Origin of the sequence: Arthrobacter sp. MYb227 (assembly GCF_002975435.1) — a bacterium.
Lineage (GTDB): Bacteria > Actinomycetota > Actinomycetes > Actinomycetales > Micrococcaceae > Paeniglutamicibacter.
On the sequence record NZ_PCPT01000020.1, the window covers coordinates 1 to 21,076 of the forward strand.

General features: G+C 58.1%; 17 protein-coding genes and 1 pseudogene. 9 read left to right on the forward strand and 9 right to left on the reverse strand.

The features are described from left to right. From CQ018_RS20685 to CQ018_RS19545, 5 genes and pseudogenes are all read left to right on the forward strand, one after another. Positions 1-171: pseudogene (locus CQ018_RS20685) on the forward strand (serine hydroxymethyltransferase); the annotation flags it as partial. A 161-nt stretch (positions 172-332) separates the two neighbouring features. After that, positions 333-1,742: an L-serine ammonia-lyase gene (locus CQ018_RS19530; protein WP_105551685.1), complete on the forward strand. Its 1,410-nt coding sequence runs from the start codon at positions 333-335 to the stop codon at positions 1,740-1,742. A gap of 71 nt (positions 1,743-1,813) precedes the next feature. After that, complete coding sequence (locus tag CQ018_RS19535) at positions 1,814-2,341, forward strand: GNAT family N-acetyltransferase (protein WP_258142790.1); 528 nt, start codon at positions 1,814-1,816, stop codon at positions 2,339-2,341. 608 nt (positions 2,342-2,949) lie between these two features. Continuing rightward, the gene (gene mgtE / locus CQ018_RS19540; RefSeq protein ID WP_105551686.1) at positions 2,950-4,308 is read left to right on the forward strand and encodes a magnesium transporter; all 1,359 of its coding nucleotides are present in this window, start codon (positions 2,950-2,952) and stop codon (positions 4,306-4,308) included. Positions 4,309-4,465: 157 nt separating this feature from the next. After that, positions 4,466-5,608 carry a hypothetical protein gene (locus CQ018_RS19545; protein WP_105551687.1) on the forward strand — a complete coding sequence of 381 codons (1,143 nt, stop codon included), beginning with the start codon at positions 4,466-4,468 and terminating at the stop codon, positions 5,606-5,608. Positions 5,609-5,699: 91 nt separating this feature from the next. Here the strand turns inward: CQ018_RS19545 and CQ018_RS19550 are convergent, their stop codons facing one another. The 6 genes from CQ018_RS19550 to CQ018_RS19575 form a co-directional block, all read right to left on the reverse strand. Next, on the reverse strand, positions 5,700-6,701 hold the full coding sequence (locus CQ018_RS19550) for a metal ABC transporter solute-binding protein, Zn/Mn family (RefSeq protein WP_105551688.1): 1,002 nt from the start codon (positions 6,699-6,701) through the stop codon (positions 5,700-5,702). A gap of 115 nt (positions 6,702-6,816) precedes the next feature. Continuing rightward, complete coding sequence (locus CQ018_RS19555; RefSeq protein WP_258142791.1) at positions 6,817-8,079, reverse strand: YibE/F family protein; 1,263 nt, start codon at positions 8,077-8,079, stop codon at positions 6,817-6,819. A gap of 234 nt (positions 8,080-8,313) precedes the next feature. Further along, positions 8,314-9,795: a gamma-aminobutyraldehyde dehydrogenase gene (locus tag CQ018_RS19560; protein WP_105551690.1), complete on the reverse strand. Its 1,482-nt coding sequence runs from the start codon at positions 9,793-9,795 to the stop codon at positions 8,314-8,316. Next, the gene (locus tag CQ018_RS19565) at positions 9,792-10,190 is read right to left on the reverse strand and encodes a cupin domain-containing protein (protein WP_219844094.1); all 399 of its coding nucleotides are present in this window, start codon (positions 10,188-10,190) and stop codon (positions 9,792-9,794) included. Before CQ018_RS19565 ends, CQ018_RS19560 begins: the two co-directional genes overlap by 4 nt. Further along, positions 10,187-11,641 carry an FAD-binding oxidoreductase gene (locus CQ018_RS19570; protein WP_258142792.1) on the reverse strand — a complete coding sequence of 485 codons (1,455 nt, stop codon included), beginning with the start codon at positions 11,639-11,641 and terminating at the stop codon, positions 10,187-10,189. The genes CQ018_RS19565 and CQ018_RS19570 overlap by 4 nt, the downstream gene beginning before the upstream one ends. 125 nt (positions 11,642-11,766) lie before the next feature. Next, complete coding sequence (locus CQ018_RS19575; RefSeq protein WP_105551692.1) at positions 11,767-13,434, reverse strand: amidohydrolase; 1,668 nt, start codon at positions 13,432-13,434, stop codon at positions 11,767-11,769. Positions 13,435-13,567: 133 nt separating this feature from the next. Here CQ018_RS19575 and CQ018_RS19580 point away from each other — a divergent pair, with 133 nt between their 5' ends. After that, a complete protein-coding gene (locus tag CQ018_RS19580) occupies positions 13,568-14,275 on the forward strand; it encodes a TetR/AcrR family transcriptional regulator (protein WP_105551693.1) in 708 nt (235 codons plus the stop codon). A 36-nt stretch (positions 14,276-14,311) separates the two neighbouring features. Here the strand turns inward: CQ018_RS19580 and CQ018_RS19585 are convergent, their stop codons facing one another. Further along, entirely contained in the window at positions 14,312-14,764 is a 453-nt protein-coding gene (locus CQ018_RS19585) for a hypothetical protein (RefSeq protein ID WP_105551694.1), read from the reverse strand. Positions 14,765-14,776: 12 nt separating this feature from the next. Next, the gene (locus CQ018_RS19590; protein WP_105551695.1) at positions 14,777-16,693 is read right to left on the reverse strand and encodes a primary-amine oxidase; all 1,917 of its coding nucleotides are present in this window, start codon (positions 16,691-16,693) and stop codon (positions 14,777-14,779) included. A 176-nt stretch (positions 16,694-16,869) separates the two neighbouring features. On the opposite strand from CQ018_RS19590, the gene CQ018_RS19595 reads away from it, so the two are divergent. Beyond that, a complete protein-coding gene (locus CQ018_RS19595; protein ID WP_105551696.1) occupies positions 16,870-17,463 on the forward strand; it encodes a TetR/AcrR family transcriptional regulator in 594 nt (197 codons plus the stop codon). A 157-nt stretch (positions 17,464-17,620) separates the two neighbouring features. Continuing rightward, positions 17,621-18,550, forward strand: a complete 930-nt coding sequence (locus CQ018_RS19600; RefSeq protein ID WP_105551697.1) for a helix-turn-helix domain-containing protein — start codon at positions 17,621-17,623, stop codon at positions 18,548-18,550. On the opposite strand, the gene CQ018_RS19605 is transcribed toward CQ018_RS19600, so the two are convergent. After that, a complete protein-coding gene (locus CQ018_RS19605) occupies positions 18,511-19,143 on the reverse strand; it encodes a TetR/AcrR family transcriptional regulator (protein ID WP_105551698.1) in 633 nt (210 codons plus the stop codon). The two genes, CQ018_RS19600 and CQ018_RS19605, sit on opposite strands and share 40 nt — an antisense overlap. A gap of 176 nt (positions 19,144-19,319) precedes the next feature. On the opposite strand from CQ018_RS19605, the gene CQ018_RS19610 reads away from it, so the two are divergent. Further along, positions 19,320-21,020 (forward strand): amidohydrolase, encoded by a 1,701-nt coding sequence (locus tag CQ018_RS19610; protein WP_105551699.1) that lies wholly within the window; start codon positions 19,320-19,322, stop codon positions 21,018-21,020. Positions 21,021-21,076 lie beyond the last annotated feature (56 nt).

Genomic DNA, 21,076 nt, shown 5'->3' on the forward strand with positions numbered 1-21,076 from the left:
ACCCGTGGCTTCTCCGAGGCCGCCTTTGTGGAGGTTGCGGACATCATTGCCGAAACCCTCATCGCAGGTACCCAGGAAAACCATGAGGCAGCCCTGGCCGCCTTGAAGGATCGTGTGACGGCCCTGGCCAACGCACACCCGCTCTACCCGGAACTGGCAAAGCTGGCCTAATCTCCGGCTTCACCAGTTGCAACGCTGCGAGCCCGGGATTCATAAGATCCCGGGCTCGCGGTGTTTGCATCTACCGTCGTGGCGTGCATCACAGCACATCCCCGCATTTATCGCCCGACCAAACACTCGGCATCACATCCCCTCGTAAAGGAAGTCATTTCATGGCTATCAGCGTCTTCGACCTCTTCACCGTCGGCATAGGCCCGTCTTCATCGCATACGGTGGGCCCCATGCGTGCGGCACATGCGTTTTCAGTCAAGCTGATGCGTGAAAATTTCCTTGCCAAGACCGCCTCGATCAAGGTCGATGTCTACGGATCCTTGGCTGCCACCGGGCGCGGACATGGAACCTTTACCGCAATCATGTTGGGCCTTGAGGGGTATGAGCCGGAGCAGATTCTTCCCGCCGAGGTCGATACGTGCCTCGAGCGCATGGAAGCCAGCGGCAAGCTAAACCTCTGCGGTGCGCTGGGGGAGGGCTGCGAGCTGGACTACACGGTAGCCGATATGATTCAGCACCCGCTGACCATCTTGCCGCGGCACACCAACGGCATGAAGCTTGCAGCCCTTGATGCGCAGGGCAATACGCTGATCCAAGAAACCTACTACTCGGTGGGTGGCGGATTCATCGTGCGTGATGGTGCCGAAGATAAGCTTGCCGAAAACTTTAAGGAAGCAGTAAACCTGCAGCCCTACCCGTTTGGCACCGCGGCAAAACTCCTTGAGCACTGCGCTACCACCGGGCTCTCGATTGCCGGGGTCATGGCAGCCAATGAGGAGGCTTACCGTTCTAAGGAAGAAATTCGTGAGGGCCTGCTGCACATCTGGCAGGTCATGGAGGACTGCAAAAACTCGGCGCTGGAGCGCGAGGGAGTACTGCCCGGCGGGCTGAAGGTCCGTCGCCGTGCCCCCGAATGGCACAAGCGCCTGGCCAAGGAGGACAAGGATCGCGACCCGGTGTTCTGGCAGGAATGGGTTAACCTGGTGGCCCTTGCCGTCAACGAGGAAAATGCCTCCGGTGGTCGGGTTGTCACGGCCCCCACTAATGGAGCCGCCGGAATCATCCCCGCGGTGATGTTCTACGCGACCCACTACGCACCGGGTGCCAAATACTGGAACCAGGAGGAACGCGAGGATGTCATCGTGCGCTTCATGCTCACCGCTGCCGCAATTGGGGTGCTCTACAAGGAGCAGGCCTCGATCTCCGGTGCCGAGGTTGGCTGTCAGGGCGAGGTTGGCTCGGCTTCTTCGATGGCCGCTGGTGCGCTGGCCGAAATCCTCGGTGGCACCGTGGACCAGGTGGAAAACGCCGCGGAGATCGCCATGGAGCACAATCTGGGCCTGACCTGCGACCCGATCGGTGGACTCGTGCAGATCCCGTGCATCGAGCGCAACGCTATCGCCGCGGCCAAGGCCATCAACGCGGCAAAGATGGCATTGATGGGCGATGGGCAGCACCACGTGACCCTGGACGAGGTCATCATCACCATGCGTGAAACCGGCAAGGACATGAGCTCCAAGTACAAGGAAACCGCGATGGGCGGCCTGGCCGTGAACGTCATCGAATGCTAATCAGCAGCTGACCTATGAGTTGAGCACCGTGCCGGATGGTGAACCGGGGGGCGGAGGAAAATGCTAGGGTGATGCCCATGCTAATCCTGCGTCCCCTTGAACTTGCCGATGCCGACGCCGCGCTTGCCGCGCAGCGAGAGCTTGACGCCGATGATTTCGACTTCCTCTTGGGATACTCCTCCAAGCGGGGCTTCGGTGAGTTTCTTGAGCAGCTCAACGCTCACGAACAAGGCATCGGTTTGCCCGAGGGGTGGGTACGGTCGGCACTCTTAGGTGCATTTGTTGACGGTACTCTGGTGGGACGAACCTCCATTAGGTACGAGCTGACCAGTGACTTGTTGCATGTGGGTGGACATATTGGGTATGCGGTGCGTCCCGAGTTTAGGCGCCGCGGGTATGCCGGGCAGATTCTGCACCGTTCCCTCGATGTGCTTGCCGCGCGCGGCACCGAGTATGCGTTGGTGACCTGCGCCGAGGAAAATCTTGCATCGGCCAAAACCATTACGAGATGTGGTGGAGTGCTCGATGACATAGTGCAGGTGGGCCAGGAACGTACCAGGCGCTATTGGGTTTCCACTGCCTCAGGCCAGAGACTATAACATCGCTCGGAAAACGCGGGTGAAGCGCACTGCTCCCCGGGGGGGCGAGAAGGCTGCGAGGATTCTGCCTTTCGGAAACGCTGGCAGCGCAAAACCATGGTGTATGAGGTGTTTCCCGACACGATTTTGGTAATCTCGCGGGGTTTAGCCCTAGGATGAGGGTTAGTGAGCAGTTTTACCGTGCTAGTTGCCCCGCAGCTGAGCATTTGCGGTAGCTGCTGGGCCCCGGAAGAAGAATTCCCCGAAGACGGATAGAGGTGATCGCTCGCATGGACGACGGACATAGTCGATCTACCTCGCCGCACGAGCCACACCGCACCTCGCGGGAATCATTGGTCCACACTCACTAAGCTCCCTGAGCATTGCCGGATAATTGTTCTGGCAACGTTTGAGTACATTGCCGAGAACTCGGCATTTTTCGGGCCATTTCAAAGTACTTTTACGTTTGTGATTCCCCGTTCAGGATCCCTGCGTGTTAGTGGTTGGTGCGGTTGCGGTATTGCATCGTACGCCTTTCCACCTTATGCATACGCTAGCCACCTCATCCACGCACCAAATACGCGTGGCCTCGGTTGTGTGTGCGGCACCGAATAGGGGATCAGAAGATCATGATCAAATCTCCCACAGTTACTTTCGAAGAAAATGCGGAGGCGCTAGTCAAGGCGCTGAACGCACACAACGTTGCGGACATTTCGCGGGTTTTAGAACCGTTAAACGTCACCGAAACCCTCGAACAGCTTGAGCGGCTGAACACCATTGAGCGTGCGCTTGCCTACCGTACGCTGTCCAAGGACCGGGCACTACAGGTATTTGAACGGCTCGATGCCGCGTTGCAGGCGGATCTAGTCACCGGGTTGCAAGACACCGAAGTTGCCGAGGTTTTCGAGGAAATGAGCCCCGATGACCGGGTGGCTTTGCTCGATGAACTTCCAGCATCGCTTGCCAACCGACTGATTCACGGGCTGAGCGAAAAAGAACGCATGCTCACCTCCACGGTGTTGGGTTATCCGCAGCGCTCGGTGGGCCGCTTCATGAGCCCCGAATTTGTGATCACCCACCCGGAATTGACGGTGAATAAGACCTTCACCCGGGTCAAGAGCCAGCTCGATGATGCAGAGAGCATTTATACAATTCCCGTGACAGATACCGGGCGACACCTGGTGGGTGTGGTCTCACTGCGCGATGTTTTGCGAGCCGAATCCGATGTACTGATTTCCGAGATTATGAAAAGTCCGCTGAGTGTCCCTGCCACCATGGATGCCGAGGAAGCCGCACGCTATTGTGCAGATGCCAAGGTTTTGGTGCTGCCGATTGTTGATGCCGAGGACCGGCTGGTGGGCATCTTGACGGTTGATGATGCGCTGCAGATTCTTGAGGATGCCGAGTCCGAGGATGCTGCACGTTCCGGTGGTACCGAACCGCTGCGCCGGCCCTACTTAGCGACTCCGGTGCGTTCAATTGTGCGTGCCCGGGTGGTCTGGCTGCTGGTGCTGGCCCTTGGCGCAACACTGACGGTTCAGGTCATTGGCGCCTTCGAGGCAACACTTGAACAACAAGTGGTGCTTTCCTTGTTTATCCCGCTGCTCATTGGTACCGGGGGGAATACCGGTAACCAGGCGGCAACCACCATTACCCGTGCTCTGGCGTTGGGCGATGTGCGCCCCAAGGATGTTTTTAAGGTCTTTGCCCGTGAGGTGCGGGTTGGCGCAATGCTGGGATTGCTTTTAGGAAGTCTGGGCTTTGGGATTGCCGCAGCAGTCTTCACCGTGCCCATCGGAGCCGTCATCGGACTAACCCTGCTTGGAGTATGCACCATGGCCGCGAGCATTGGTGGGCTGATGCCGTTGCTGGGTAAGGCAGTGAAGGCCGATCCGGCAGTATTCTCCAACCCATTTATCTCAACATTTGTTGATGCCGCGGGGCTGATTATTTACTTCCTGATCGCCACATCAATTTTGGGGCTCTAGAAACACCGAGGGTGGGTGAGCGGGCGTAAAGCCCGCTGCATCCTACCGAGGAGAATGAGTAAAAAACAACCCTTTCATACGGGTGCGTTCCGGTGCTACGGTGGGGCAACGGATCGCATCGGCACGCGGGAAAACCGCGTGGGAAGGAGTTCCCCCCATGGCATCACGCGCAGGTTCCACAGGAATCGACGCTTCGCTCTATCGTCGAGAGGGCCAATGGTGTACGGCACTCTTCGACGCATCTCTAGGAACCACCGCGGCACATGAGGCCGCGGATGCACTGCCCGAGTCGGTTGGTAAAACCCTAGCCTCGCAACAGGCAAGCGATGCCGATATTCAGGCAATGAAAGAAGCACTCACCTCCGCCACCGGTTACCCGGCACCCGTTGCACGCTTTGTAGCAGTGAATAACGGGGAAGTGGTACTCAATGAGCTGATTCAGGGACTTAAGGTTGAGGCCACCGATGTTGACTGTGGACCCTTCCCTAACCTTGTGCCACTGGCACGGGCTCGTGGTGGACAATTCCCCTACCTGGTGGCCGAGGCCGGTCGTGATGGGGGAGAGGTACGCCTGTATCATTCATCGGTTCAGGGCGCTGGTGAAAGTCGTGCGGTCAGTGGGAACCCGGATGAAGCACACCATGCCCGTAAGGTGCCGGGTATGTACGATGAACCGAAAAACCGCTCTAATACCGAGGAAATTTGGCGGCGGAACGCTGATGATCTTGCCAAACAAATCGACGAGCTGGCTCGCGAACACTATGCAAAGCTGATTGTGTTGGCCGGTGATGTCAAGGCTCGTGAATTGGTGCTTAGTCAGTTGGCTGTGGCCAGTAAATCGATTACCACCACCCTGGATCAGCACACCCGTACCGGCGGCGCCGATCAAAATGCGTTTGCTGCGGCAGTTGCTGCCCATGTTGAGGGTGTGCTTGAGGCGGACTTGAAGGCACTTTCCGAGAAGGTTGCAGCCAAGCATGCAAATGGTACGGCGGAACTTGCCGTTGGGTTTGCCGAGGTGGTCGAGGCATTGCAGCAGGCACAGGCAGCAACAATTCTCGTCAATCAGTATCAGGACGATGAATCGCTGATTGCGTTGACTGCCGAACCGTGGCTCAGCGGTGAAGAGTCCGATCAACATGCCGAACTTGTCATAGGTTCTTGGCCGGCTCCCGAGGTGTTGTTGCGGGCCACCGCGATGACCGATGCAAGCATTAGGTATGTTCCCGAGGGAGTACTTCCCGAAGGTGTTGGAATCGCCGCGTTGCTGCGCTGGCCCAAGGGTGAGGTGGCTCCGTAGAGTCTTTGGCTCGATAAACAGCACAACAGTGGGGGGGTGGGAGATTCCTTGTGAATCTCTTACCCCCCACTGTTGTGCCGGGTGCCTGGAACTAGCCCAGCTTTGCTTCGAGGGCAGCGAGGTTTTCTTCCATCCATTGCGTGTAGCTACGCTCTGCCGGAAGTGTTTCCAGGAAGTCGATGACCGGGATGTTTGCCTTCAGCGCTAGGGCCTTGAGTCGCTCGGTTTGTGGGGAGGCGGTCTGCGGGTTGTAGGCGAGCAGATCGATCTTTCCGTTTTCGAGCAATGTGCTGAATTCCTTGAACGCTCGCGGTGAGACACCGGAGCCTCCCTCGATAGCTTCGCTGAACCCTGCGGGTGTTGAATTTTCCATGCCAAGGCTCGTGAGGAGGTGCAGGGGTACCGGTTCGGTCATGGCGAAGTGCAGATCTGTGGTCTTAGGCTCGAGCGCGTGGATCTTGTTCTCTAGGGCGTCGAGTTCCTTGAGTAGGGCCGCGGTGTTTGCCGTGAAAAAATCATTCTTTTCCGGTGTGAGTGCCGCAAGTCGAATATTGATTTCTTCGGCAACGTGTTTCATGGAGTCAGGGTCGTACCAAATGTGTTCATTGGTACCGGAATGCGCGTGCTGATGTTCTGCGTGCTCCGTCTCGGTTTCATGTAAGTGCTCGTCGTGAGGCGCGGCCTTTGCCGATTCTTGGTTGTGCTGCGAGTATTCAAGGGCGCTGAGGAAGCTCTGATCTTTGACCTTCAAGTCTGTGGCCAGTGTGTCCATGAAAGAGTCGTACCCGCCCCCGTTAGAGATGATGAGATCGGCGTTGCTCATGGCGAGTTTGTCGCGGGCCGATGCCTCATAGGAATGCGGGTCTTGAGCGGAGGAGCTGATGATCGAGGTGCTTTTGACCAGTTCTTTGCCGATCTGCTGGGCGAGGTCTGCATAAACATTGGTGCTGCTGAGCACCTGAATTTGGGCCGACGTTGTGGGTTTTTCCACGGTGGCGGGGCTGCCGCAAGCCGTGAGGGCCAGCACTGTATATGTAAGTGTGAAGGTGCGGATGATTTTTGCGGGAACGATGACTGATGTCCTTTCGATCATGATGTGGTGGGTGTCAGGACTACACAGTAACTTAAATAAGAATCATTCGCATTAAAGGGTTTGGGTTTCGTCAACCATTCTTGGAGCGCATGCTGTGGCGGTGGTCGCCGGTGCCTTATACGCGCATGGCACGGCGGCCGCGAGACCTGGGCTCTTCTGACTCGACACTCGTTCCGGTCGCCTTCACTACCGCAACGGCTATTGCGGTAGTGACGGGGATGGCAAGTACGAGTCCAATAGAGCCAACGAGGATCCGAATGATTTCTTCGGCCATTTCTCCGGTACTCAAGGAGTCCACTAGCGGTTGATCGTAAAGGCTTGAAAGAATTAGGATGGGCAACGCGGCCCCGGCGTAGGCAAACGCAATGGTGTAGACGGTTGAGGCTATGTGGTCGCGCCCGATGCGCATGCCGGAGGTAAAAAGCTGGTGAGCGGTTGAGTTTGGTGCAATTTCGGCTAGTTCCCAAATGGCCGAGGATTGGGTGATTGTTACATCGTTTAATACGCCCAGTCCCGCGATGAGTAATCCGCATAGGAGTAGGCCGGAGAGGCTTAGGTTGGGTGCGACGGTGTTCAATGTGATGGACGTGTCGCTGGTGGCGCCGGTAAGCGCTGCCGCATCACTTGCCCATACGGCGATGCCGGCGGTAACACCCAGGCCAAAGAGTGTGCCAAGCAGTGCGGTGGAGGTGCGGGCGGAGAACCCGTGGGCAAAATAGAGTGCCGCGAACATGATTACCGTTGACCCGACAAGGCCGACCAGTAGTGGTGATTTCCCTTCCATGAGGGCCGGGAGCATGAAGAGAATAATGAAGACCAGCCCGCCAACAAGTCCCAGTAGTGCACGTATTCCCCGCCAGCGAGCCACGAGGCAGACAACAATCACGTAGCCGATGGCGAGAATTGACAGTGGGATTGTGCGGACGAAGTCCACAAATACGTAGGGAGTCGACGAGTCGGAACTGACCCCAGAGAGATCAAGATATTTGATGTGATCGCCAGGTTTGAGCGGACGAGACTTGACGGTTTCCGGCGGTACCTCGAGTGCGAAGACTGCACCACCTGTAGCTGGGGTGATATATGAAATTTCGCAGCTCAGTTCCTTGCCGCCGACTTCTTCCAGACCCATGCTCGAGGGGCAGGCTTCGGTCCGAGTCTCGGTGACGGTTCCGGTTGCCATGCTGACGCCCGGCCCGGTTCCGTAGGGATCGTTTAAGGGTTGGATCTCGGTTCCTGTGGGCCAGAGAAGAATGCTGCCAAGTAGGGCCGCTATGCCAATGGGTGCAAGTAGTATCCATAGGATTAGATTCGCCCGACGCCTGCGCGAGGGGTCTATGAGAATTTGTCCGTGGTGGTGTCCGCCCATAAGTGTTTCCATTTCCGGCTAGTTGGAGCGAGGTGTGCTCCACCAATAAAACCACAAATAGAGAATGATTCTTATTAAAGTTAGGGGTTTGGGGTTGTATGCGGTTGGTTTCTCGTCGTTGCCGAAGAAAAACAGCTGCCCGGGGTGAGCAAGAATATTTCTTGCTCACCCCGGGCATTATTGCTGGTCTCCGGGACTTAAAACAGCGTACGAGTACTTTGAAAACCGGCGTGCTAGCCGCAGGATTTAGCGTTTTTTGAAGACAGTTGTCTGCCATTCCTTATGTACGTCGGTATCGTGAGAAATCAGTACGTGCTTGATGTTTGTGTACTCCTCAAATGAGTACATGCTCATGTCGTTACCGAAACCCGAAGCCTTGTAACCACCGTGTGGCATTTCCGAAACAATCGGGATGTGCTCGTTGATCCACACACAACCGGCCTGAATTTCAGCAGCCGCACGCATGGCAAGGTTGACATCCTTGGTCCAGGCCGAGGCGGCCAGCCCGAACGGGGTGTCGTTGGCCAGTGCAAGTGCCTCATCGTCACTCTCAAAGGGCAACGCCACCAGGACCGGTCCGAAGACCTCATCCTGCACGATCTCCGAATCCTGGGTGGCACCGGTGATTAGGGTTGGGCGGTAGAAGGCACCGCTCAGATCCGGGGCAATACCGCCGGCGCGTACCGTAGCGCCGGCGGCCTTGGCACGCTCAACCATCTCGGAGACCTTGGCACGGTGGGCAAAGGAAATCAACGAACCCATATCGGTGTTTTCGTCGGTGGGATCACCAACGACCATGGAATCCATGAGCTCGGCCACGCGGGAGGTGAACTTTTCAAAGAGCGAGGAATGCACGTAGGCACGAGTCGCCGCGGTGCAGTCCTGGCCACCATTGATGGTGGAACCTGCCACGGCGCCGTGGGCTGCGGCCTCAACATCGGCATCCTTGAAGACCACGAAGGGTGCCTTGCCGCCGAGCTCCAGGTGGACGCGCTTACCGGTTTCCGAGGCCATCTCCATAATGCGGCGACCCACCGGGGTGGAGCCGGTAAAGGAAGTCATGGCAACCTGCGGGTGGCGGACCAAGGCCTCACCGATTTCTCGCCCCGCACCCACGACCACGTTGATGACTCCGGCGGGGATGCCTGCTGCAGTGGCCGCTTCGGCGAAGATCAGCGAGGTGGCCGGGGTCATTTCAGATGGCTTGAGCACGATCGTGTTTCCTGCGGCAATGGCCGGAAGGATCTTCCACGCCGCCATCTGCAGCGGGTAGTTCCAGGGGGCGATGGAACCAATCACGCCAATTGCCTCGCGGCGGATCATCGAGGTTGAATTTCCCGCGTAGTCACCAGCCGCCTGACCCTGGAGGTGGCGTGCCGCTCCGGCGAAGAAGTTCACGTTATCGATGGTGCCAGGCACATCGAACTCGTGTGACATACGGGTTGACTTGCCGGTCTGCTGAGTTTCCAGATCGGCAAGCTCATGGGCGCGGGTCTTGAGTTCCGCGGCAAACGCTAGGAGGTAATCCGAACGTTCTCCGGGGGTGAGCCTTGACCAGATCGGGAAGGCTGCCGCGGCCGCCGCAACGGCATCTTCAAGATCGGCGATTGAGGCGATGTCCATCGTGACATCGACAAGCCCGGTTGCCGGGTTGATGCGGTCAAGGGGGAGACCCGAACCGATGCGGTAGGCGCCATTAATGTACTGGTGGCCCTGGGTGGTGCTCATGAATTGCTCCCGTGTTCTTCGGTGGGGGTGAGATAGATTTTGCGTAAGGTTTCGGTGACGGTCCAGGTGGTTTTCATGCCTTCGGAAAGGCGCATGATGGTTCCCGGGCTCAGTGTTGCGGTGTGCGGTGGGTGGCCCTTGAATTCGTCGATGACCACGGTGCCGGATCCTGCCACAACTATGAAGATTTCCTCGGCCTCCACGTCATACATTGACCCGGTGCTCATTTCCCAGATGCCAAAGTCGGTACCGCCAATGGAACCAAGTTCCACGAACCCGGTGGTGGTTTCCGGGAGCGCCAACTGGTCCGCGGGCACCTGTTCATGGATGAGCGGGACCCGGTTAATATTCAGTGCTTCACCGCCGCGCAGGTGCGGAAAATTGTTGCTGCTCACGAGTCAAACCCCATTCCAACGGCGTCCATCACCTTGAGGAACGGGCCGCGCTTGCCTTCATTCCTATCCGCCTTGATCAGGCCGTTAGTCATCAGCTTGACGCCCATCCAGGCGACCGGCTCCGGAGGGAAGGGCATTGGCTTTTTCTTGACCATTTCAAGCTCGGTGAGCTCGGTCTTGGTACCGGAGAGCAGATCAAGCATGACCTTGCCGCCGAAGCGGCTGGCACCCACGCCGAGCCCGGTGAACCCGGCGCAATAGGCAACGCGGTTATTGTGCGAGGTGTCAAAGAACGCGAAGAAGCGGCTACAGGTGTCAATCGCACCGCCCCAGGCGTGGGTGAATTTGATGCCTTCCAGCTGGGGGAAGGTACCCACGAAGTGTGCGGCAAGCTTGCGGTAGGTCGCCTCATTGTGGTCGTATTCCGGCTTGACCTCGCGTCCGTAGTGGTAGACGGCGTCGTAGCCACCCCACAGGATACGCCAGCCACCATTTTCATCGATGGTGGGCCGTGAATAATGGAAACGGTTATTCATATCCGCCAGGCCCATGTTTTCATCCCAGCCGATGGCCGCGCGCTGTTCTTCGGTCAGCGGTTCGGTCATCAGCGCGTAGTCATAGACCGGGATGGTGTGCAGGCGGTGGCGCTTGAGCAAGGAAGGGAACACGTTGGTGGCAAGAGCCACACGCTGGGCGTTGATGGTTCCGGCACCTGTGCGTACGGTGATTGCCGCATCGGAGGATTCCAGCCCCTCACCCTTGGTGTGCTCAAAGATGCGTACGCCCAACTCTAGGCAGACGCGGCGCAGACCCCACGCCAGCTTGGCTGGGTTCACCAAGGTATTGGTTGTCTTATCCCAAGTACCACCCTCGAAGAGCGGGGAGTTGATGTAGGTCTTGACCTCATCTGCATCCAAGAACGGCAGCTCGGGGTGGGCTTCGGCTTCTTCCTTGAGCCAAGGGACCTGGTGTTTTTCGGTGGCGACGTTCAGCACGCCGGTTTCCCAGTAGTCGCAGTCGATGTTGTACTTTTCGATGGTTTCGGCGATGCCGGCCAAGTTTTCGGCCCCAAGCTCGGTCAGCCGGGCATTTTCCTTGGGCAGGTGGGTATCGCCATTGGATTCGCCGTGCACTAGCGAGGCATCGCAGAAGCCACCGTTACGTCCGGAGGCTGCCCAAGCGATGGTTTCGGCATCGATCAAGACGACGTCGCGACTTGGGTCTGCCTCTTTGGCCTGCAACGCGGTCCAAAGACCGGTGTAGCCGCCGCCAACGACCAAAAGGTCGGTGGAGATGCTGCCTTCGAGGGCCGGCAGCGCTGCCGGGCGGTCGGGATGCTGGAGCCAGTAGGGGGCATAATCGGTGCCCGCCAGGGAGGCATTAATGACAGAGTCGGGGATGTTGGCTTCGATATGGTCATAGGACACGGGGATGCCCTTGATTTCGGAGATAGTCACGATAATTCCTTGTATGCGTTGGGTGAACGTGCGTTACTGGCCCCATGAATGTGGCCGGTCTTGAACGGACGTTCGGTGTAAAGCGGGGAGAAAGAAAATAAGCGGGAACCGGTGGCCCTTTAGACGCGCGTGTTGGCAGATTCATAGACAATCCGCCCAGCGGCGAGGGTGAGTTCCACCCCCACAGCATGCAAATCGGCAGGGTCGATGGTGAATGGGTCGGCATCGAGCATGACAAGATCTGCTCGGGTGCCGAGGGCCAGGCTGCCACCCTGATCATCGCGGTTAATCCAGGCGCTGCCGGCGGTGTAAGCACGCATGGCTTCGAGCACGCTGATGGCTTGGGCCGGAACCAGCGGTTCGACCTGCGGCGCTTCGGGATCAGTGCGGTTGACCGCCACATGGATTGCCGCCAACGGGTTGGGGGTGGAAACCGGCCAATCCGAGCCCATGACTAGGGGTGCACCGGAATCTATGAGCGAGCGGAATGGGTACTGCCAGCTCACCCGCTCATCGCCCAGAATATGGTTGGTCAGCTTCAGCATTTGCTCATCGTTGCAGGCCCAAAGTGCCTGAGCGTTTGCAGCAACGCCAAGTTTGCCAAAGCGGGGCACATCGACCGGGTCAATGATTTGCAGGTGCGCTAGGTGGTGGCGTCCACCGGTGGCACCATTGGCGGTGCGGGCTGTCTCTAACGCGTCCAGGGCCAAGCGGGCCGCGGCATCGCCGATGACGTGAAGGTGGAGGTCAAATCCCGCTGCATCAAGTGCCACGGCAACCGCATTGAGGACCTCTGTAGAAAGGTATTGCAGGCCGGAGTTTTCGCCTCTGTCATCTGCGCAATCGCAGCTGCGGAGGTAGGGCGCCAGCATGGCTGCGCTCTGGTTTTCGGCTACTCCATCGACCATGATCTTGGCGGTGGTGGTACGGAAACCTACGGCAGCGTTCTGGTCCCGGCGGGCCAGGAAGTTTTCAACGAGGGCATCAATATCTGCCAGTGTGGTTTCGCGTGGCACCCACAAGGCGCCCGTTGCTTGTCCGGTGATCAGTTCCTGGGCGTAGAGCTCGCGGTACGTTTCCGAGCCGTCGGTGTAGCCCGCATACTCTCCCAGGATTGCTTCTTGCCAGCCGGTGATGCCGAACGAATGTAAGAACTTCTGCCCGGCGAGCAATCCCGCGCGTAGCGTCTCTGGCCGGTGGGCCGGGATGAAGGTATTGACCAGATCCATGGCTCCCTCGTGCAGGGTTCCGGTGGGATTACCTTCATTATCGCGTTCGATGCGGCCATCGGATGGGTCGGGGGTCTGGGCGGTGATCCCGGCCAAGGCGAGCGCAGCCGTATTGACCCATGCCCCGTGATGGTCGCGGTTGATGAGATACGCGGGCTTGTGTGGCACTACCTCATCAAGTAATGCGGCGGTGGGAGTACCGCCGGGAAAATCGCTCATCGACCAGCCCCCGCCGGTGATCCAGTTGGCATCGGTTCCCCGGGCGTAAGCGCTAATTGTTTCAAGAGTGGCGTTGATGCCGTGCGATTGGGTCAGATCGCAGGCAAGGGACTCGACTCCGCCCATGAGCGTGTGGACGTGGGCGTCGGTAAAGCCGGGGGAGAGGGTGCGGTCACCGAGGTCAATGTCATGGGTTGGCGCGTGGAGTTCCTGGCGTACCTGAGCTTCGGGACCAACTGCCAGAATGCGGCCGTCACGTATTGCTACGGCATGGCCGGGGTCTAAGACTTTGTTTCCATCGAAGATGGTTCCGGAATGGAAAAGCCAGGTCTCGCTCACTAGTGCCCTCTCAAAGCTCGTGCTGTGGATGCCGGTCAGCCAGCGTGTGTCCTAGTTCATAAAATCGCAAAAATGCCCTAAAGTCAACACCGTTGACTTTGTTGTGTTGGTTGAACGGGAGAAGATTGAGGCTATGGAGAGTACAGCTAACGGCGCACGGACGCCCAGAAGGCGCCGCGCCCAAGGTCTGAGCCGTGAGGTAATCCTTGATGCTTGCCTGCGCTTGGCCGCGGAAACAGCACCCGATGCCCTGTCTTTCCGCAAAATTGGCAAGGAATTGGGCGCCGATCCCACCGCGCTCTACCGCCATTTTGCAGACAAAGATGACCTCTTGCTCTCGCTCGCGGACCGAGTCTTGGCTCGCGGCATGGAAGGTTATGCACCCTCGGTGAGCTGGGTGGCATCACTACGCGACCTGATGCTACGGGCACGGGCCGGATTCCTTGAATACCCGCAGGTGGCAACGCTTGCCGCGCTCCGGGTCACGCGGCAGGAAGGTGAGCTGCAATTTGTTGAGGCAATGCTTGCGGCGCTGCATCGAGCAGGATTCAAAGGAAAAGACGCGGCACGGATTCACCGTGCCTGCGCCGACTTCATGCTTTCCTGGACCGGGTTTAGTGCTGGGTTGCTGCTGTTGGGCGAAAAATCCTCACAGGACGATCGGGCCTGGGTTGAAAGTTATGCGGGAATCTCGGTGGGCGACTACCCACTGGCGGTGGCCTCGGTGAGTGCCATGGCCGAGATTCCGGACGATGAAAACTACACCTTCGCCCTCGAACTGTTGCTGGCAGGGATCGCCGCACGACTGGGGGTAGAGTCTCTCACCGAGATGAACACCTAGAATTCGCCCGGCGGGCTCTCTGGCCCAAGCGAATGCTTAGCCCTGGGCCGCGCCGCGTCGCATGCCAATACCGCAGAGCATCACCATGACGAGCTCGGCAGCTGCCACGGCCAGCATGGCAATTCCCGCACTTGTCGCACTGCCAGCGGATTCGGTAGCGCCGTGCACGTGTCCGCCGAACCCTAACGCCATAAACATGTGAACGATGGACATCAACGCCGACATGAGCAGCAGCTCAAAGAGCGCGCGCGGGTTTTTCCAGGCTCCATGGGCGCACTTCAGACAGAATGCCACCATGCCAAGTAGCACAATGCTCATTGCTGCACCATGTGGGAAGGCAATAAGCACCCAAATATGGGCAAGGCCCAGGGCCACCGCCAGCAAGGCGATGACCCGAGCCACCAGGCGCCCACGAACCGGAGCATACCGTGGGGCTACCGGTTCACCGACGGGTGCCGGGAGACCGACACCCGCGTGAATCGTCGTCATGATGGCCGTTTCCTACTTGTGGCAGGAAGCGCCGGGGGTTGGCAGCGGCACATCCAGGACCGGCGAACGGTCAAAGAAGCCCTCGGGGCGCAGCTTGAAGCCGACCGTGTCAACGGGCATGATTGGCCAGTCTTCCGGACGTGGGAAGTGCGTGAGCCCGAAGGTGTGCCAGACGACGATCTCCTCGCCATCGATCTTGCGATCCTTCTTGACCCACTCGGGCAGGCCCGCGCCGCCCGAATGCTGGTTGACGAAATCCCCGGTTGGGTAGCGTTCCTCATTGGTCGCCGGGGTAACCCACAGTGCCTTGGCGGCAAATGTTGCGCGGCGGTGGATTGAGGAGCCTTCGTCGGCTAGCAATGTTGGCTGGCCCTGCGGGTGCAGTTTGTAGGCCACCGGGTGACCCAAGCGGTTTTCGGACTCCGGGTTGGAAATCACCCAGGTGCGACCGATCGAGGAATCCGCATCGCGGATTGCCTCGGATTCGCGGGTAAAGACCGTGCGCTTGCGAGTGAATGCATTGCCGCGAGGGTTTTCTGGTCCGGTCTTCACGCGTACCACGTCTTCTTCCTCAACGCGGCCAGGGCCGCCATCGAGGGCAAAGTCGAGCCGAGCGCCGAAGAGGTGCTGGTGGAAGGGGGCACCGAGTCCGGGTGCCATTTCCGAAGCGTAGGGGTAGTCGCCGCCCGGGTGTGCGCTGGTGAAGACGATGCCGGTGGCCTTGGCCTCGAATTCGATGGTGCCATCGAGGTATAGGTACCAGTAGAAGCCGTAGTCGTAGTTGCCGATCGTGGTGAAGAAGGAAATCACCATGCGACGGTTGCGACGGGTGTAGTTGATCCCTGTCCATAAATCCGAGTGCTTGGAAAGGATCGACCAGTCTTCCTCATGCATGCAAATGCCGTTGCGGATGGTGCGCGCCTCGCCACGGGCATTTGAGATGACCGGGGAGATATAGTGAATTTCGCCCAGGCAGTCACAACCCAATTCCAGTGAGTTTGCGTATTGCCCAACCAAGTATTCTCCGGTGTCAAAGTAGTTCTGCCAGCTACGCACCGGGGATGGGTCACCATAGGGGACGACCATTTCTGCGATCGAAGCGCGGTTGAGGATACGGCGCGGCTGTCCCTTGTCTTCGAAGGAAATGTTGTGCAGGACCAGGCCTTCGCGAGCGTCGAAGCCGACGTCAAGGCTCCATTTTTCCCACTCGATGTGGTTCCCGCCCTCGACGCTAAAGCTTGCGCCTTCGGGCTGCGTAATGGAAATTGGCTTCTGCGTGGTGCGCAATGGGCCGGTGAGTTCCGGATCGGTGTAGTTTCCGTGTTCTTCGGGGATTGGCACCGCGCCGAGGTCGATGACCTGATCAACGCTGCGGTTTGTCACATCGACGTAGCCCACGAGTCCGTCAATGGGGTGTGCCCAAGCTGAATCCTCGGGGAAGTTTTGGTAGAAAGCTAGGCCACGCAGGATGCGGCGGCCGACTTCTTCGGGGTATTCAAAGACGCCGGCCGAAAGTGGTGCGACGCGAACCTTCGTCACGTCGAGATTGCGCTTGGCAAGTGCTTCGAGCCAGCGCGGATCTGCTGCGAGGAGTTCCTCAACAACTTCGAATTCTTCCTCGAGGACCGGCAATTCGCCTGCTTGTGCGGTGTCCAGTGTGGTGAGGGATTCGATCTTGCTGTTTGTTACCGAGACAACGATGTCTTTGGGATTGGCGCCGGAGGTGTCCAGCAGGAATACGCGGTAACGGCGATCAACTTCGGTGGCCTCACGGATGGGGTCTTCTAGACCCAGGTAGGCAATGCGTGCGGTGTCCGGGAAATGGCCAGCGTCGGCAAGGACTTCGCGGACCACTGCGATTTCCTCGCTGGTTGCCATTGCGTAGGGGCTTGTTTCAACGAGCTGACCGGTGGAGCTGTCGACTGTCATGGGGGTGCCTTTCTTCGGATCCAGATTTGCGGCGATGCGTGGGGTGCGGTGACCCTCGCCACGTTTATATTCTCTGAGTGTAGATAATAGCCGTGATTGTGATCACCCGCAAGGTCTGGGTTGGTAATGCTCGGAGAGGCGCTGGGTGCAGGGTCAAAGCCCGTAAGATGGGCGGCATGCCTAAGATTGTTGACCATGATGCCCGACGCCTCGAACTTGTTGAAGTTACTTGGAGGGTCATAGCCAAGCGCGGCTTCGAGGGAGTAACCCTCCGCGATGTTGCGGCGGAAGCCGGCTTTGCCAACGGGGCGCTGAAGCCGTATTTCCCCACCCGGGCCAGCCTGATGCGCGCCACCTTCACCTACGTCTTTGGTCGCACCAATGCCCGCGTCGATGCGGCAATCGAGGGGTTGGTAGGGCTGGAGGCGCTGCGCCAATTTTGCATGGAAGTGCTACCGCTGGATGTCGAGCGGATCGATGAGGCGAGGGTGATCATCCCGTTTTGGCAGATGGCGATCCACGAGGCCGAGTTCGCGCAGGCAAACAACGAGGCCATGGTGCAGTGGCGCACCAATATTCGTACCTGGATTAGCCAAGCGGTGGGTCAAGGGTCCGTGGATGAGGCCCTGCCACTGGATGTAAGCGTTGAATCGTTGCTGACTTTCCTGTTGGGCGCGCAGGTGGTTGCGGTGCTGGATGCGGATTTCAATGATCCGGCGCAGTTGCAGCGACAGTTGGATTTGCAACTGCAGCTACTACGAACCTTGTGAGTGCGGGGCCCTAGAGTTATTTGACTCCAACGGGAGAATAAACGTGACTTTGCGTGAACTAGGGCGTACATTGATTCAAATGTGACAGCACTCACCTCCCTTGCTAATCGTTCGGCGAGGAATGGTGGCGTTGTTGACCCGTGGAAGGACTGCGCCTATGTATGACGTTCAGCGTGTGGAATCATTTGGTGCTTGGAAATCATTGGTTTCCGAGTCATTTGTCCCGCTGCACTGTGAACAGATACGCCCGGGAAATTTCTCCGGCAAAATCGCCGGTGCCCAATTTGGTGACGTTGGAGTCATGGAGGTTGCGGCAAACGCACATTTGGTGCGCCGTACCGGCGACTTGTTGGATGCCGGAGACACACCGCAATTCAAACTAAATCTGCAGCTTGGCGGTCATGGGTTGCTTCTTCAAGATGGCCGAGAAACGTTACTGCGCCCCGGGGATATGGCGATCTATGACACCGAGAAGCCCTACACACTGCTCTTTGAGGAAGACTCCCGCACCCTGGTGCTGATGTTCCCGCAGCATTTGTTGGGGTTGCCGGCAGGAGATGCCTCCGAAATCACCGCAGTCGGTTTTGGCGTTGAAAATCAGCTAGGAGCGGCACTTTCACCATTTTTGACGCAGCTGGCCCATGTTTTTCCGCGCCTAGAAGAGCCTATTGGGCGACGCCTTGCCTCAAACGTCGTCGATGTTTTGGGTACGGTGTTGGCCAGCGAGCTACATGAACGGGCCGGCGTTCTTGATGGTGGAAAGGCGCGCCACATTAGGCAAATTCAGGACTACATTGATCGGCATCTTGCTGATAGTGAACTAAGCCCCGGAAGTATCGCCAATGCCCATTTCATCTCATTGCGTAGCCTGCATCATCTTTTTGCCGAAACCGGACATACCGTTTCCGAATGGATTAGGCTGCGCCGACTCGAGCGTTGCCGACGCGATTTAGCCGATCCTTTGCAATTGCGGGTGCCGGTGGGAGTGATTGGAGCGCGTTGGGGATTGCCCGACGCTGCACATTTCAGCAGGGTTTTCCGCTCTTTCTACGGCTGTTCACCCACCGCATTTCGCTTAAGTATCTGATGCGTCGTTGAGTCGATCAGGATTTCGACCAATTCCCACGAGCGCTCCTCATTTGGGTCCGAAAGGTGTTGCAAGCTAATTCCATCGATATTCGCGATGAAGGCCCGCGCCATGACTTCAAGTCCAATGGGGTTTTCTATTCCGGAGACCATTGCCCCGGCGCGGAATATTGCTTCGGTTGAGTCGATCCAGCTCTGATACATGGACCTATTGAGCTGAATGGATTTTTGCGACTCGACGTTGTCGTTTAGCCGGCTTTGACGCAGTAGGAGCTCAAATGTGGTGACCTGCTCATGGGGTGTGTTGAGCATGCGACGCCAAATTCTATGTGCGTGTTTGGATACCGCTTCTTCTAACGAAAGCCCCTGAGGCATTGGATCTAGCTCGCGCGCATAGTCTCGGCTGAGGAAATTGTAGACCTCATCAAGCAGCTCATCCTTGCTCCGGAAGCAGTAATGCAAGGCGGCAAGTGGTGCACCCGCTTCGGCGGCAATCCGCCGTGTTGTCGCGGCGGTAAGTCCTTCCTGAGCGATGACCCGGGCCGCAGCTTCAACAAACTGATGGCTACGTTCCTGGATTGATATGTGCGCCATGTGCTGACACCTTTCTTTGTGAGGTCTTCCCATCCTACGGACACCTCGGAGGAGGGGGTGAAAAGAAACTTTTCAAAAGTTCTGGTCAAATGACTCAGTCATACGACATACTCTAGTGGGAGAAGTAAGTTGCATCACAACAGGACGCGCAGATTATCAGTGAGGGAGAGCCGCAAATGACAGTCACCGACCAATACGCAGACCTTGTAGTGGTCAATGGGCAGCTGCATGGAACCGGCAACGCAAGTGCCGCACCCACCTCATTGGCCATCAAGAGCTCCAAAATCATTGCCTTAGGCGATGAAGCAGTTGAATCGCTGATCGGAGCAAACACCCGGATCATTGACGCGAACGGTGGAGCTGTTCTGCCGGGTATCAACGACGGGCATCTGCACTTCGTCGAATCAGCCGTCTCCCAACACGGAACCCTCTCGGTCGGCAGCCAACATGCACAAAGCTGGGACGAAGTCGCGGCAATCCTGCAGGCGGCTACACCCGCAAACGATGGATGGATTCGTGCTCACGGATGGGATGACGTCATCTTGGGCTCAGGCGGGCCGGAGTACCTTTATGGATTGCGTGAAGATGCACCGGTGGTCGCCTACGACCAAACCGGACACCAGCTATTGCTGAATAAAACCGCAGCACGCCTAGCCAAACTCGAAAATCACACCGACGGGTACCCCGATGGCGTCGTGGGAACATTCGCCGATGGCAGCGCCAATGGTTTGCTGGTTGATGCAGCAGTAGAACTGGCCGGCCTGGTGATCCCGCAGCTATCCGACGCCGATGTCCGCCGATGCATCCTAGAACACCAAAACTTCCTGCATTCGCTGGGCATCACTTCACTGACCGAACCGGGACTTGGCCCCGGGGGAGAAGGACTTTTTGGCGGCTCGTCCGCCACCCGCAGCCTGCGACTACTAGCCGATCTCGCGGTCGAAGAAAAACTAAGCCTGCGCATCAACGCATTGCTGCTCTTCTCCTCCACCGGCGGCGCAAATGCCGAAGACACCCGCACGGGACTAGCCTCGGATCTACCTAGCAGCCTCAGCGAACGCGGCATTAGTGAAGACCAGCTGCGTATTGCCGGGGTCAAGATCTTTGCCGACGGAATTCCACGCTCCGGAACCGCTTGGATGAGCGAACCTTATCAGACCCCCTGTGGACACACCCACGGAAGCATGGTCATTATTGGCGACACCGACGCAGCACGCGAAACCGAACTACACCGGATCATCAGCAACATCCACGCGGCGGGACTCCAAGCCGGAATCCACGCAACCGGCGATGCCACCACCGCCGCGGCAATCCGCGCCATCGCTGCGGCCCAGCTGGCCGATGACCGCGAAGCCCGCCACTACATCATCCATGGCGGTTTCAGCGGCGCCGGGGACCTGAACGAAACACTCAAGGATTTCTCCGACCACGGCGTGGGACTGAGCACCAACCCGGCGATCCGTGCCGAAGCCGGTGCCTTAATGAAAACTATTCTTGGTGCCGATCGATTCAATAATCACCAACCCTTGGCTTCCTTCCTTGACGCAGGAATACCCACAAATATTGCCTCGGACGCCCCGGTGACCAGCCCCGATTGGCGCGAGTCGATCATTGCTGCGATCACCCGTGACAGCACCGCGGGCCCGGCCGAGCAGCAAGACGCACAGAAAATCGATTTTGCTCAAGCACTGGCCATGATGACCTCAATGCCAGCTTGGCAAGACCACGCCGAAACTCGTAAGGGGCGCCTCGAACCAGGGCTCCTTGCCGATGTCTGCATCCTGGAACAACCAGTCACCGACGACATCTATGCGCTACGTGAAAATCGCACGGCACACACCATTTCAAACGGAAACCTCGTTTACTCGGCAGGCTAAGTGCAAGTAATTCCCCAACCACTTGCACCTAGCCATCCCCCCGCGGCACCGTCGTC

Coding starts and splice junctions, on each gene's coding strand:
- CQ018_RS19530 (WP_105551685.1), top strand. CDS start 333: ATGGCTATCAGCGTCTTCGACCTCTTCACCGTCGGCATAGGCCCGTCT.
- CQ018_RS19535 (WP_258142790.1), top strand. CDS start 1,814: ATGCCCATGCTAATCCTGCGTCCCCTTGAACTTGCCGATGCCGACGCC.
- mgtE (WP_105551686.1), top strand. CDS start 2,950: ATGATCAAATCTCCCACAGTTACTTTCGAAGAAAATGCGGAGGCGCTA.
- CQ018_RS19545 (WP_105551687.1), top strand. CDS start 4,466: ATGGCATCACGCGCAGGTTCCACAGGAATCGACGCTTCGCTCTATCGT.
- CQ018_RS19550 (WP_105551688.1), bottom strand. CDS start 6,701: ATGATCGAAAGGACATCAGTCATCGTTCCCGCAAAAATCATCCGCACC.
- CQ018_RS19555 (WP_258142791.1), bottom strand. CDS start 8,079: ATGGAAACACTTATGGGCGGACACCACCACGGACAAATTCTCATAGAC.
- CQ018_RS19560 (WP_105551690.1), bottom strand. CDS start 9,795: ATGAGCACCACCCAGGGCCACCAGTACATTAATGGCGCCTACCGCATC.
- CQ018_RS19580 (WP_105551693.1), top strand. CDS start 13,568: ATGGAGAGTACAGCTAACGGCGCACGGACGCCCAGAAGGCGCCGCGCC.
- CQ018_RS19585 (WP_105551694.1), bottom strand. CDS start 14,764: ATGACGACGATTCACGCGGGTGTCGGTCTCCCGGCACCCGTCGGTGAA.
- CQ018_RS19590 (WP_105551695.1), bottom strand. CDS start 16,693: ATGACAGTCGACAGCTCCACCGGTCAGCTCGTTGAAACAAGCCCCTAC.
- CQ018_RS19595 (WP_105551696.1), top strand. CDS start 16,870: ATGCCTAAGATTGTTGACCATGATGCCCGACGCCTCGAACTTGTTGAA.
- CQ018_RS19600 (WP_105551697.1), top strand. CDS start 17,621: ATGTATGACGTTCAGCGTGTGGAATCATTTGGTGCTTGGAAATCATTG.
- CQ018_RS19605 (WP_105551698.1), bottom strand. CDS start 19,143: ATGGCGCACATATCAATCCAGGAACGTAGCCATCAGTTTGTTGAAGCT.
- CQ018_RS19610 (WP_105551699.1), top strand. CDS start 19,320: ATGACAGTCACCGACCAATACGCAGACCTTGTAGTGGTCAATGGGCAG.